This is a genomic window from Lentzea sp. NBRC 105346 (assembly GCF_030269605.1).
GTDB lineage: Bacteria > Actinomycetota > Actinomycetes > Mycobacteriales > Pseudonocardiaceae > Lentzea.
Window position 1 is genome coordinate 41,023 of the sequence record NZ_BSTQ01000004.1, and the last position, 13,190, is coordinate 54,212.

A 13,190-nucleotide genomic window follows, 5' to 3' on the forward strand; every position below is an offset into this window, starting at 1 on the left:
CGATGGGCTGGCTGTTCGACCCCGCGCATTGGAGCGGTAGCACCGGAATCCCGGTGCGGATCGTGGAGCACTTCACCTACACGTGGTTGACGCTGTTGATCGCTGCGGTGATCGCGGTGCCGTTGGGCGCGTTCGTTGGCCACACCGGCCGCGGAGGCTTCCTGATCGTGGGACTCACGAACGGCCTCCGTGCGTTGCCGACGCTGGCGGTGCTGATCATCGTGGTGCTCTGGGCCGGTATCGGCGACGTGCCGGTGTACACGGCGTTGGTGCTGCTCGCCGTCCCGCCGATCATGGCGGGCACGTACGCCGGCATCCGCGCCGTCGAACCGTCTATTGTGGACGCTGCGCGCGGAGTGGGCATGCACGAGGGTGGCGTGCTTCTGCAGGTAGAGCTTCCGAACGCTTTGCCGCTCGTCTTCGGAGGCTTTCGCGGCGCCGCGCTGCAGGTGGTGTCCACCGCCACGATCGCGGCGTATGTCGGCGCGGGAGGGTTGGGCCGGTTCGTCTTCGACGGGCTGGCGTTTCAGGAGTATGACCAGATGCTCGGCGGGGCGGTGCTCGTGGCAGTGCTCGCCGTGCTCGTGGACCTGGTGTTCGTCGGGCTGCAGAAGCTGACGGTGTCGCCCGGCGTCGTCGGAGCAGGAAGCGGAGGAAATCGATGAAGCGCATCGCCACGGCCGTCGCGGCGGTCATGCTCCTTGCGGGGTGTGGAGGTGATCCGCTGTCCAGTGGCGGATCCGGGCAGTCGTCCTCCGACACCATCGTCGTGGGTTCGGCGAACTTCCCGGAGTCGCGGCTGATCGCGGAGATCTACGCGGAGGCGTTGAGCGCCAAGGGCGTCAAGGTCACCAAGAAGCTCAACATCGGCAACCGCGAGCTCTACTTCAAGGGCGTGCAGGACGGCTCGATCGACCTGATCCCCGAGTACACCGGCGTGCTGCTGCGGCACGTCAAGAAGGAGTCGACCGAGGTCGCGCCGGACGAGGTGTACGAGGCGCTGAAGAAGGCGCTGCCGTCCGGGCTGATCGTGCTCGACAAGTCCACGGCCGAGGACAAGGACGCCGTGGTCGTCACCAAGGCGACCGTCGCGCAGTACAGCCTCAAGTCGATCGAGGACCTGGTGCCGTACTGCAAGAACCTGGTGTTCGGCGGCCCGCCGGAGTTCCAGCAGCGCCCGGACGGCCTGGCCGGCCTCAAGGCGAAGTACAACTGCGAGTTCAAGGAGTTCAAGGCGCTCGACGTCGGCGGTCCGGTGACCGTCGCGGCGCTGAAGGACGGCTCGGTGCAGGCCGCCGACCTGTTCACGACCGACTCCGCGATCTCGGCCAACGACTTCGTGGCGCTCGAGGACCCGAAGAACCTGTTCGCGGCGCAGAACGTCACGCCGTTGATCAACGAGAAGAAGGCGTCCGAGCAGGTGCGGTCGATCCTCAACGCGATCTCCAAGAAGCTCGACACCAAGACCCTGCTCGACCTCAACGCCAAGCTGTCGGCGAAGCAGGAGGCGGACAAGGTCGCGAAGGACTGGCTGGCCTCGGCCGGCATCTGACGTAACGCCGTCGGGGGCCTGTTCGCTGCGTTTTCCGTGGTGAACAGGCCCCCGACGGCGTATCAGCCGGGCGCGGGGTGACCGCCGATGCGGTTGGTCAGTTCGTCGGCCGCCCGGCGGGCCTCGGCGGCCAGCTCGGGCCAGGTCTGGCCGCACAGGGTGTCGCACATGTGCCGGAACGTGAGCGTGATCGCGGCGATCGGGCGTTCGCCGTGGTCGAAGACCGGCGCGGCGACGGACGCGAACCCGGCCGTGACGAACCCGTCCTCGACCGACCAGCCCTGCCTGCGCTCGGTCTGCAGCATCCGGCGCAGCGCGGGCAGGTTGTGCGGGCCTCGCCCGGTGCGGTCGACGAACCCGTCGACGGACGGGAAGAGTGCCCTGACCTGCGCCGCGGGCAGGTGGGCGAGCATCGCTCGGCCGGACGCCGTGAGGTGCGCGGGCAGGCGCACACCGACGTCGGACACGATCGTCTGCGGCTGCCGCGGCTGCTCGCGGACCAGGTACAACGCCTCGGCGCCGTGCAGCACGCCGAGGTGCGCGGTCTTCTCGACGCGGTCGACCAGCCTGCGCAGCAACGGCCGCGCGAGCCGCTCCAGCGGATCGTGCCGCAGGTACGCCGAGCCGAGCTCGAACGCCGCCACGCCGAGCCCGTACCGCTTCTCCTCCGGGAAATGCGTCGCGAAGCCCGCATCCGTCAGTTCGGAAAGCAAGTGGTAGGTCGTCGACCTGGGTAGATTGAGCTCACGCGCGACGGACGCGGCCGACACGGGTCCTGGTCGGCTCGCCAACAGACGCAGTACCGCGAGGCCTCGCCGCAGCGCGGGTACGTCACTGCTGCTGCCCACCTGGTGATTTTCGCACTTTGGAACCGTTGCGAAGTCCATCCAACGGGCGACTCAACAAATATGGATGACAGTGCGTCTCTGGGGGTGTGACGGGTGGAAGAGGGGGCGGGATTGACACCGAGCTTCGATGACTTCGTGGCCGCACAGGTGACCCCGTTGTTGCGGTACGCGACCGTGCTGACCTGCGATCCTCACCTGGCGCAGGACGTGGTCCAGGAGGTCCTCCTGCGTGCGCAACAACGGTGGGACCGGATCAGCCGGGTCGACCTGCCCGCCGCCTACGTCAAGCGCATGGTCACGAACGAGTTCCTCTCGTGGCGCCGCCGCCGTGAGGCGAAGAACGTCGCCCTCTCGACCGACACGCTGGAGCACATCAGCCCGGCGGTCCCCGACACGAGCCACCACTACGACGAGCGGGAAGCGATGCTGCAGCGCATCTCGCAGCTGCCTCGCAAGCAGCGGGCCGCGATCGTGCTCCGCTACTACGAGCACTACGACGACGCCGAGATCGCCAAGACCCTGGGTTGCGCCGAAGGCACCGTGCGCAGCCACATCTCCAGGGCGCTGGCCACGCTTCGTCTCGACTACTCGCCGGAACCCGCCGCCGCGGGGCTCCGGCTGCAGGAGGGCCTGTCGTGAACGACACCGAACAGTTGATCTCCGATGCCCTGAAGCGGCAGGCGGAGCGGGCACCGCATCCGGGGCCGACGCTGGCCCGGCTGCGCCGCCCGGCGCGCAGGCGCAGCAGGTCGTCCCTGTTCCTCATGGTCGGAACCGCCGTCGCGGCCGCCGCCGTGCTGTTCACCGCCGGCGTGATCGTCGGCCGGGGACCCAGCCCGGACGACGGTGCGGCAGCGTTGCTGCCGACCACAGCGCCCGCGCAGACACACCTCAAGTACAGCCCCGGCTGGCTGCCGGACGGGTTCGTCGAGGTCTACCGCTCGGCCGGCCCCGAGGGCATCGTCCGCGCGTGGACGTCGCAGCCTTCCGCGAACCAGCCGTTCGCGACCGGGCAGCCGATGGTGTCGTTGAGCCTCGACGGCGGCAGCCCCGCGGGCTACGAGACGTGGGAGCAGGTCCAGCTGCCGGGCGCGACCGGCTACGTGCAGGTCGCCGACGGTCAGTCGGGCAAGGCGGCGACGGTCGTCTGGAAGGCCCTCGACCTGCTCACGGTCACCGTGCGCGGCTTCGCCGACGTGAAGGCGACGGCCCTCCAGTTCGCCGGGTCGGTCAAGCCGGACGAGAAGAGCGCGGTGAAGTCGGCGCTGGAGTACCACGGCATGTCCCTGCCTCGGGTGTGGGGCGCCTCGCCATCGAAGTGGACATCCGAGATCCGGGTCGAGCCGTTCACCGCACAGGTGTCGACGGAGAAGCCGGACCTCACCGGCGGCCGCCCGGTCGAGGTGCGCGGCAAGCAGGGCACCTACGTGCCGGGCCGGTTCGTGGCCGTGTTCGACCACGACGTCTGGGTGGTCGTGCTGGGTGACCTCGACGAGGGACAGCTGGTCAAGATCGCCGGGGACCTGAAGGTCGACGCGAAGCCCGACTTCTCCTGGATCGGCCGATAGTCTCGGATCTCAGACGCTGTCGGCCGAGCCTGGGTCGCCGGAAGCACCTGGGGGCGCTGTGATGTCCCTATGCGACAACTGGTTGAGGTGGGTCCGAAACCGCTGACCCGTGAGGACGTCGAGGCCGTCGCCCGCGACGGCGCCCAGGTGACGATCACCGAGGCCGCGCGTGAGGCGGTCACCGCCGCCCGGCGCCACATCGACCAGCTGGCCACCGCGGAACGACCGACGTACGGCGTGTCCACCGGCTTCGGCGCGCTCGCCGTCCGGCACATCCCGCCGGACCGTCGCGCCCAGCTGCAGCGGTCGCTGGTCCGTTCCCACGCGGCGGGCTCGGGACCGGAGGTCGAGCGCGAGGTCGTGCGGGCGCTGCAGCTGCTGCGGCTGCGCACGCTGGCGACCGGCCACACCGGCGTCCGGCTGTCCACTGTGGAGGCTCTGGCCGGGATGCTCAACGCGGGCATCACGCCGGTCATCCACGAGTACGGCTCCCTGGGCTGCTCGGGCGACCTGGCGCCGCTGTCGGCGTCCGCGTTGGCGCTGATGGGCGAGGGACAGGTCCGTGACGCGTCCGGCGCGCTCGTACCGGCGGCCGACGCGCTCGCGGCGGCGGGGATCGAGCCCGTGCAGCTGGCCGAGAAGGAGGGCCTCGCGCTGATCAACGGCACGGACGGCATGCTCGGCATGCTGGTGCTGGCGATCGCCGACCTCCAGCGGTTGCTGGACATCGCGGACCTCACCGCCGCGATGAGCGTCGAGGCGCTGCTCGGCACGGACCGCGTGTTCGAACCCGAGCTGCACCAGCTGCGGCCGCACCCCGGCCAGTCCGTGTCCGCCGCGCGGATGCTCGCGTTCCTGCGCGACTCCGAGATCGTGGCGTCGCACCGCGGTCCGGACTGCACCCGCGTGCAGGACGCGTACTCACTGCGCTGCTCGCCCCAGGTGCATGGCGCCGCACGTGACACCGTCGCCTATGCCGCGACCGTCGCCGAGCGCGAGCTGGCGTCCGCGGTCGACAACCCCGTAGTGCTGCCCGACGGCCGGGTCGAGTCGAACGGCAACTTCCACGGCGCGCCCGTCGCGTACGTGCTGGACTTCCTCGCCATCCCGCTGGCGGACGTGGCGTCGATGGCCGAACGCCGCACCGACCGCATGCTCGACGTGGCCCGGTCGCACGGGCTACCGCCGTTCCTCGCCGACGACCCCGGCGTCGACTCCGGGCACATGATCGCGCAGTACACGCAGGCCGCGATCGTGTCCGAGCTGAAGCGCCTGGCAGTGCCCGCGTCCGTCGACTCGATCCCGTCGTCGGCGATGCAGGAGGACCACGTCTCCATGGGCTGGTCCGCCGCGCGCAAGCTGCGCAAGGCCGTCGACGGTCTCACGACCGTGCTGGCCGTCGAGCTGCTGACCGCCGCTCGTGCCCTCGATCTCCGGGCTCCGCTGAAGCCCGCCCCCGCGACCGCCGCGGCCGTCGAGAAGTTGCGGGTCACCGTGCCGGGTCCCGGCCCGGACCGGCACCTCGCGCCCGAGATCGCCGCCGCCGAAGCCCTGATCCGAAGTGGAGTTCTGTAATGGTTCGCGCCGCCCGTGGCACTGACTTGACCGCCCGCAGCTGGCAGACGGAAGCCGCGCTGCGCATGTTCCACAACAACCTCGACCCGGACGTGGCCGAGCGCCCCGACGACCTCGTCGTCTACGGCGGCACCGGCAAGGCCGCGCGCGACTGGCCGTCGTTCGAGGCGATCAGCCGCGAACTGGCCACGCTGGCCTCGGACGAGACGCTGCTCGTGCAGTCCGGCCGCCCGGTCGGCGTGATGCGGACGAACGAGTGGGCGCCGCGCGTGCTGATCGCCAACTCCAACCTGGTGCCGGACTGGGCCAACTGGCCCGAGTTCCGCCGGCTGGAGGCCGAGGGCCTGACGATGTACGGCCAGATGACGGCCGGTTCGTGGATCTACATCGGCACCCAGGGCATCCTGCAGGGCACCTACGAGACGTTCGCCGCGGTCGCCAACAAGCGGTTCGGCGGTTCTTTGAAGGGCACGCTGACCGTCACCGCCGGGCTCGGCGGCATGGGTGGCGCGCAACCGCTTGCGGTCACCATGAACGAGGGTGTCGCGCTGTGCATCGAGGTCGACCCGCACCGCGCGCAGCGCCGCGTCGAGACGCGTTACCTGGACGAGGTCGCTCCCTCACTCGATGCTGCTCTCGAGCGGGTGCTGGCCGCGAAGGCCGCCGGTGAGGCGCTTTCCGTCGGTGTGGTGGGCAACGCGGCGGAGATCCTGCCCGAGCTGCTGCGCCGTGAGGTCGCGGTCGACATCGTGACCGACCAGACGTCCGCGCACGACCCGCTGGCGTACCTGCCGATCGGTGTCGCGCTCGAGGACTGGGCGTCCTACGCCGCCGCGAAGCCCGAGGAGTTCACCGACCGGGCTCGCAAGTCGATGGCGGCGCACGTCGAAGCCATGGTCGGCTTCATGGACCGCGGCGCCGAGGTGTTCGACTACGGCAACTCGATCCGCGGCGAGGCGCAGCTCGGTGGCTACGACCGGGCGTTCGCGTTCCCCGGCTTCGTGCCCGCGTACATCCGGCCGCTGTTCTGTGAGGGCAAGGGCCCGTTCCGCTGGGCCGCGCTGTCCGGTGACCCGGCGGACATCGCCAAGACCGACCAGGCGATCCTCGAGCTGTTCCCGGAGAACGAGCAGCTCGCGCGTTGGATCAAGATGGCGGGTGAGCGGGTCGAGTTCCAGGGCCTGCCGGCGCGCATCTGCTGGCTGGGCTACGGCGAGCGGCACCTGGCCGGGCTGAAGTTCAACGAGATGGTCGCGTCGGGCGAGCTGTCCGCGCCGATCGTGATCGGCCGCGACCACCTCGACTGCGGTTCCGTGGCGTCGCCGTACCGCGAGACCGAGGCGATGGCCGACGGCTCGGACGCGATCGCCGACTGGCCGCTGCTGAACGCCCTGGTGAACACGGCGTCCGGCGCGACCTGGGTGTCGATCCACCACGGTGGTGGCGTCGGCATCGGCCGGTCGATCCACGCCGGTCAGGTGACGGTCGCGGACGGAACTCCGCTGGCCGCACAGAAGATCGAGCGCGTGCTGACCAACGACCCCGGCATGGGCGTCATCCGGCACGTCGACGCCGGATACGACGAGGCCAGGTCGGTCGCGGCCGAGCGCGGTGTGCGCATCCCGATGGAGGGCTGATGCTCGACCAGATCGCGGACGTCGGCAGAGACGCCAGACGCGGCGGCTACTCGCGGCACGCGTTCGACGCGCCCGAACTGGAGCTCCGGCACTGGTTCGTCGAACAGGCCGTGCGGCGCGGGCTCAACGTCGAGACCGACCGCAACGGCAACCTGTGGGCGTGGTGGGGCGACCGCGGCGAGAACGCGGTCGTCACCGGCAGCCACCTCGACTCGGTGCCCGGCGGCGGCGCGTTCGACGGGCCACTCGGCGTCACGTCGGCGCTGCAGGCCGTGGATCTGTTGCAGGCGCGCGGTTTCACGCCTCGCCGGCCGCTCGCGATCGCCGTGTTCGCGGAAGAGGAAGGCGGCCGGTTCGGTGTCGCGTGCCTCGGTTCGCGGTTGCTCACCGGTGCGATCTCCCCGGAAATGGCGTTGAATCTCAAGGATCCCGATGGGATCACGTTCGGCGAGGCCATGGCGAAGGCGGGCTACGACCCGACGCTCGCCGGCCGCGACGACAAGGTGCTGAGCCGCATCGGGCAGTTCGTCGAGCTGCACGTCGAACAGGGGCGCGGCCTGTCCGTGCCCGTCGGTGTGGCTTCGAGCATCCTGGCGCACGGCCGGTGGCGCTTCACGTTCACCGGCGAGGGAAACCACGCGGGCGCGACGCTGATCTCCGACCGGCGCGACCCGATGCTGCCCGCGTCGCAGCTCGTGCTCGCCGCCCGCCGGGCGGCGCGTGACGGTGGGCGGGCGACGGTCGGACGGCTCGTGCCCAACCCCGGCGGCACCAACGTCATCGCGTCCACAGTGGACGTCTGGCTCGACGCGCGCGACTCCGACGACGCCCGCACACGGGCGATGGTCGCGGAGATCACCGAGGCGGCGGCTCTGGCGGCCAAGGAGGAGGGCTGCGAGGTCCGGGTCACCGAGGAGTCCTATGGCGACACCGTGTACTTCGATGCGGCGTTGCGTGATGAGCTTGCCGGTCTGTTGGGCGGTGTTCCGGCGCTGCCGACCGGTGCCGGGCACGACGCGGGCATCCTCGCCGCGCACGTGCCGACCGCGATGCTGTTCGTCCGCAACCCCACCGGTGTGAGCCATGCGCCGGAGGAGTTCGCGGAGGAGGCGGACTGCGCGGCCGGCGTTGAGGCTCTGGCCAAAACGCTCGAACACCTGAGTTCGTGAGACGGCGTACCACTGTGATCGCTAACGTCCGCCCATGCGCAAATGGGGGATCGTGCTGGTGCTCTTGCTGACCGCGTGCTCGGAGCCGCCGCGCTATGACGGCCCCGAGCCGACCACCCCGGCCCCCGAGCCGCCCGCCCAGGGCGCGCTCTACGGCCGGGTCATCCACGAGTCCGGCACCGGTGCGCCGAGAGCGGCCGTCGGGCTGCGGCAGTGGACCGACGGCGAGGTGTTCGCGTTGCTGTTCACCAGCGGGCTCTCCTGCGTGATCACCTGCCCGCAGGCCGACTACGTCAAGCAGACGCCCGAAGGGGCGTACAGCTTTCCCACCGAGAAGGTGCAGGGCAAGGAGCTGTCGATCGTGGCGCAGTACCCCGGTGGCGCCGAGGCCGAGGTGTTCTTCGAGAAGAGCGCAAGTCCGCAGCGCGTGCCGGACCTCGTGCTGTGGGAACCGCGGCCCCAGGTCAAGAAGATCGGCAACTACGCGCTGGTGTCGTGGCCGAACCGCAAGGGCAGCACGTTCACCGTCTACGCGGACAAGAACGGCCAGGTCAGTCGCCCGACGCGAGGTACGGCGAGGTTGGTGCCGGACTGGCGGCTCGGCAGCGACGTGTACGTGCGCGCGGCGAGCAAGGATGGCGACGTGAAGTACCTGCACCGCACCATCGCGGTGCCGGCACCGGTGACCAGGCGGCCGCAGACCGGCGGTGACTGCCTCGAGGTGACGAACCGGCGCCGCGCGGTGCTGCCGTACGGCGACTCGATTCAGATCTCGCGAGACGGTAAGACTTTCACCACGACGAAGGTGCCCGACCCCGAGTGGGGAGTGCGGAACACCGTGCTGTCGGAGGACGTCCGGTACGTGTGCGGTCGAGAGGTGGCCCTGTGGTGAACTTCTGGTGCGAGCGGGCCTGGCTGCCCGACGGCCTCGCCGAGCGCGTGCTGGTGCGCGTCGAGAACGGCCTGATCTCGTCGGTGTCCACAGTGGACACGATTCCGCTGGGTGTGCGGCGGCTGCACGGGGTGGTGCTGCCAGGTTTCGCGAACGCGCACTCGCATGCGTTCCACCGGGCGTTGCGCGGCCGGACGCACGACGGCGGCGGTACGTTCTGGACGTGGCGCGAAGGCATGTACGCGCTCGCTTCGCGGCTGACCCCGAAGAGCTACTACCGGCTGGCCCGCGCGGTCTACGCCGAGATGGCGCTGGCGGGCGTGTCGTGCGTCGGCGAGTTCCACTACCTGCATGACCGCTCGAACGAGTTCGGTCACGCGTTGCGCGAAGCGGCCTCGGATGCTGGCATCCGCCTGACGCTGCTCGACACCTGCTACCTGTCCGGTGGCATCGACACCCCGTTGAACGAGGTGCAGCAACGGTTCTCGGACGGCAACGCCGAGGCCTGGGCCGTGCGCGTCGCCGAGCTGTCCGACGACCCCGTGATGCGCGTCGGCGCGGCGATCCACTCGGTGCGTGCGGTGCCGCGGTCCGAGCTTTCCGTTGTGGCGTCGGCGTTCCCGGACAAGCCGCTGCACGTGCACCTCTCCGAGCAGCCCGCGGAGAACGAGGCATGCATGAACGCGTACGGCCTCACGCCGACCGAGCTGCTGTCGGAGGAAGGCGCGCTGTCGACGCGCACCACCGCCGTGCACGCGACCCACCTGACCACGCACGACATCGCGCTGCTCGGTGAGTCCGGCACGGGCGCGTGCTTCTGCCCGACCACCGAGGCCGACCTGGCCGACGGCATCGGCCCGGCCCGCGAGCTGGCGAACGCCGAGAGCCCGCTGTCGCTGGGCAGCGACCAGCACGCCGTGATCGACCCGCTGCTGGAGGCGCGGGCGTTGGAGCACAACGAACGCCTGCGCACCGGCGAACGCGGCCGCTTCTCGCCGTCCGAGCTGCTGTCGGCGTTGACCAACCACGCCGCCCTCGGCTGGCCGGAGGCGGGCAGCATCTCGGTCGGGGCGCCCGCGGACCTGGTGGCGGTGTCGCTTCGTTCGGCGCGGACCGCGGGTTCGTTGCCCTCACAGGTGATGCTGTCGGCTACGGCGTCCGATGTGGACACCGTCGTGGTCGGTGGCCGAGTGGTGGCGTCCGGCGGAAGGCACGAGACTCTGGGTGACGTCGGCGCGCTGCTGGCGGAGGCGATCGAGGAGCTGTGGGCGTGAGCACGCTGATCACCGGAATCGGTGAGCTGACCACCAACGACCCGTCCGTGCACGGCGACGCACTGGTGATCGAAGGTTCCACGATCGCCTGGGTCGGTACCGGTTCCCCGGCCGCGGACACGCGGATCGACGTCGGCGGCCGGGCCGTGCTGCCCGGCTGGGTGGACAGCCACACGCACCTGGTGTTCGCCGGCGACCGCACCGCCGAGTTCGGTGCTCGCATGGCCGGAAAGCCTTACAGTGCAGGCGGAATCGCCGTCACCGTCGGTGCCACCCGTGCCGCGTCGGACGACGACCTGTCGGCTGTCGTCTCGCGGCACGTGGCCGAGGCGGTGGCGCAGGGCACGACGTTCATCGAGACCAAGACGGGCTACGGTCTGACCGTGGCCGATGAGTTGCGGTCCGCTGTCGTCGCGGGTTCGCATGCCGACGAGGTCACCTTCCTCGGGGCGCATTTGGTGCCACCCGGTGCGGACGCCGACGAGTACGTCTCCCTGGTGTGCGGCGAGATGCTCGACGCCGTCGCGCCGCACGTCCGGTGGGCCGACGTGTTCTGCGAGACCGGTGCGTTCGACGAGGACCAGTCGCGTGCGGTGCTGACCGCCGCTGCTGGGCGGGGTTTGGGCCTGCGCGTGCACGGCAACCAGCTCGGACTCGGCCCTGGGGTCCGGCTGGCCGTCGAACTCGGTGCCGCGTCGGTCGACCACTGCACGTATCTGTCGCAGTCCGATGTGGACGCTCTGGCGGCTTCGGACACGGTCGCGACCTTGCTGCCGGCGTGCGATCTGTCGACCCGGCAACCTTTGCCGGAGGCGCGCAAGCTGCTCGACGCGGGTGTGACCGTGGCGCTCGCGTCCAACTGCAACCCCGGTTCCTCTTATACGTCTTCGATCGCTTTCTGCGTGGCCACCGCCGTGCTGCAGATGCGGATGAGCGTCGAGGAGGCCGTCCGCGCCGCCACCTTGGGTGGTGCGCAGGCGCTCCGGCGTGACGACGTGGGCGTGATCCGGCTCGGTGCGCGCGCTGACGTGCACGTGCTGGACGCGCCTTCGATCACGCATCTGGCGTACCGGCCGGGCGTCCCGTTGACGCACGCGGTGTGGCGGAAGGGCGTACAAGTCATCTGATCGCGTCCCAGCTGACGCCAGTTGCACGCTCGATCATGAGGATGACGATGTCGTGCATCAGCCGGCTGTGTGAGGCCAGCGCGCCGAGGTAGTCGTTGGCCTGGTCGATCTTGCTGTCGTCGATGCGACCTTGCACGAGCAGTGGCCATACAAGCTCGCAGTGCTCGATCGCCTCGTTGCGGATTGATTCGCTCACATGCCTGCCGTCCGGCATGACTTCGACCGTACTGCCTTTCGAATAAGGTTACAACGACCTCAATGGTGGATGCCCCGTTAGGCTGATCTCGTGGACGAGCCGACGTGGGTAGATGTATCGGCGCCGTACCTGACGGCACGGGCGGCAGGTCAACCCGACGCCTGGACGGACGAGACCGCGAAGCAAGGACGTAAGGGCACCCAACGCCTGCGCGAGGTCGTCCAGGTGGTGCCCCCGGAGGACGTGGCCCGTGCATTGGACCTTCCGACTGGCGATCCGGTGGTGGTCCGGCGCCGCACGATGTTCCTCGACGATCGCCCGTACGAGCTGACCGATTCGTACTATCCGCTCGCCATCGCGGGCGGAACCCCGCTGGCGGAACCGCGAAAGGTACGGGGTGGTGCGCCAACTGTGCTGGCCGAGTTGGGACGGCAACCGAGGAAGATCCGGGAGGACGTGTCCACCCGCCCGGCCACCGCCGAGGAACGCGAGTTGCTCGAACTCGGCGAAGATCAGTGGGTCCTCGTCCTGATGAGAACCGCTATGGCGGAGGATGGTGCGCCGGTCGAAGTGAGTGTCATGACCATGGTGCCCACGGATCGACGGCTGAGCTACGAACTGTCCCTGTGACGAGGGGAGCCGGCGTGGTCAAAGGAACGGACGGTCGTCCGCGGCATCAACAGGTCGCGGCCCACCTGCGTGCCCTGATCATGTCGGGCGAGCTGCCACCGGGATCGCAGTTGCCGTCCACGTCCCAGCTCGTCGAACGCTACGAGGCGGCGAACGCGACGATCCAGCGTGCGCTCACCGCGTTGAAGGACGAGGGGTTTCTGCACAGCCGGATGGGCAAAGGCGTCTACGTCCGTGACCAGGCGCCGCTCACCGTTGAGGCCGCCGCGTACTTTGCCCCGTCCGAGAGGGGCTACACCTATCGGCTCCTGGAAGTCGGTGAGGTGACGCCACCTGTGGACGTCGCGGAGCAGATCGGCGAAGCGGCTGTCATGCGGCACAGGTTGTTGCTACACAACGATGATCCAGTCGAGCTGTCGTGGTCGTACTACCCGGCCAAGATCGCGAAGGGAACGCCGCTGGCGGGGCGCGGCAAGATTCCAGGTGGCGCGCCGAGGGCGCTGAACGATCTCGGGTACCCGCAGCGCGACTTCGTTGACCGGGTGTCCGCACGACTCCCGACGACCGAGGAGATGGAGACGCTCGCGCTGCCGGACGACGTGCCGGTTATTCGCCAGTTTCGGGTCGTGTACTCGGACGATGGTCATCCGGTCGAGGTGTCGGTGCTGGTCAAGGGTGGACACATGTATGAGCTGCAGTACCGCGACCGCGTGAGCTGAGTT

14 protein-coding genes are annotated in these 13,190 nt (G+C 69.7%); 12 read left to right on the forward strand and 2 right to left on the reverse strand.

The features are described from left to right. The first annotated feature begins 2 nt into the window (after nt 1-2). Complete coding sequence (locus QSK35_RS10200; protein WP_285744580.1) at nt 3-665, forward strand: ABC transporter permease; 663 nt, start codon at nt 3-5, stop codon at nt 663-665. Further along, on the forward strand, nt 662-1,552 hold the full coding sequence (locus QSK35_RS10205; protein WP_285744581.1) for an ABC transporter substrate-binding protein: 891 nt from the start codon (nt 662-664) through the stop codon (nt 1,550-1,552). The genes QSK35_RS10200 and QSK35_RS10205 overlap by 4 nt, the downstream gene beginning before the upstream one ends. 62 nt (nt 1,553-1,614) lie before the next feature. On the opposite strand, the gene QSK35_RS10210 is transcribed toward QSK35_RS10205, so the two are convergent. Further along, a complete protein-coding gene (locus QSK35_RS10210) occupies nt 1,615-2,400 on the reverse strand; it encodes an IclR family transcriptional regulator (RefSeq protein WP_285744582.1) in 786 nt (261 codons plus the stop codon). Nucleotides 2,401-2,511: 111 nt separating this feature from the next. On the opposite strand from QSK35_RS10210, the gene QSK35_RS10215 reads away from it, so the two are divergent. The 8 genes from QSK35_RS10215 to hutI all read left to right on the forward strand — a co-directional run bounded on the left by QSK35_RS10215 (nt 2,512) and on the right by hutI (nt 11,642). Further along, entirely contained in the window at nt 2,512-3,039 is a 528-nt protein-coding gene (locus tag QSK35_RS10215; protein WP_285744583.1) for a SigE family RNA polymerase sigma factor, read from the forward strand. Next, nucleotides 3,036-3,968 (forward strand): hypothetical protein, encoded by a 933-nt coding sequence (locus QSK35_RS10220; protein WP_285744585.1) that lies wholly within the window; start codon nt 3,036-3,038, stop codon nt 3,966-3,968. The genes QSK35_RS10215 and QSK35_RS10220 overlap by 4 nt, the downstream gene beginning before the upstream one ends. A gap of 69 nt (nt 3,969-4,037) precedes the next feature. After that, complete coding sequence (hutH, locus tag QSK35_RS10225) at nt 4,038-5,543, forward strand: histidine ammonia-lyase (protein WP_285744589.1); 1,506 nt, start codon at nt 4,038-4,040, stop codon at nt 5,541-5,543. After that, nucleotides 5,543-7,180, forward strand: a complete 1,638-nt coding sequence (gene hutU, locus QSK35_RS10230) for a urocanate hydratase (protein ID WP_285744591.1) — start codon at nt 5,543-5,545, stop codon at nt 7,178-7,180. Before hutH ends, hutU begins: the two co-directional genes overlap by 1 nt. After that, nucleotides 7,180-8,349 (forward strand): allantoate amidohydrolase, encoded by a 1,170-nt coding sequence (locus QSK35_RS10235; RefSeq protein WP_285744593.1) that lies wholly within the window; start codon nt 7,180-7,182, stop codon nt 8,347-8,349. Before hutU ends, QSK35_RS10235 begins: the two co-directional genes overlap by 1 nt. 34 nt (nt 8,350-8,383) lie before the next feature. Next, complete coding sequence (locus QSK35_RS10240; RefSeq protein WP_285744594.1) at nt 8,384-9,241, forward strand: hypothetical protein; 858 nt, start codon at nt 8,384-8,386, stop codon at nt 9,239-9,241. Next, nucleotides 9,235-10,515, forward strand: coding sequence for a formimidoylglutamate deiminase (locus tag QSK35_RS10245; RefSeq protein ID WP_285744595.1), 1,281 nt, complete (start codon nt 9,235-9,237; stop codon nt 10,513-10,515). The genes QSK35_RS10240 and QSK35_RS10245 overlap by 7 nt, the downstream gene beginning before the upstream one ends. Next, on the forward strand, nt 10,512-11,642 hold the full coding sequence (hutI, locus tag QSK35_RS10250; protein ID WP_285744597.1) for an imidazolonepropionase: 1,131 nt from the start codon (nt 10,512-10,514) through the stop codon (nt 11,640-11,642). The genes QSK35_RS10245 and hutI overlap by 4 nt, the downstream gene beginning before the upstream one ends. Here the strand turns inward: hutI and QSK35_RS10255 are convergent. After that, nucleotides 11,635-11,856, reverse strand: coding sequence for a hypothetical protein (locus QSK35_RS10255; protein WP_285744599.1), 222 nt, complete (start codon nt 11,854-11,856; stop codon nt 11,635-11,637). The genes hutI and QSK35_RS10255 overlap by 8 nt on opposite strands. 72 nt (nt 11,857-11,928) lie before the next feature. Between QSK35_RS10255 and QSK35_RS10260 the strand changes: the two genes are divergently transcribed. Next, a complete protein-coding gene (locus tag QSK35_RS10260) occupies nt 11,929-12,468 on the forward strand; it encodes a UTRA domain-containing protein (protein WP_285744601.1) in 540 nt (179 codons plus the stop codon). A gap of 14 nt (nt 12,469-12,482) precedes the next feature. Continuing rightward, entirely contained in the window at nt 12,483-13,187 is a 705-nt protein-coding gene (locus QSK35_RS10265) for a GntR family transcriptional regulator (RefSeq protein ID WP_285744603.1), read from the forward strand. Nucleotides 13,188-13,190: the final 3 nt, after the last annotated feature.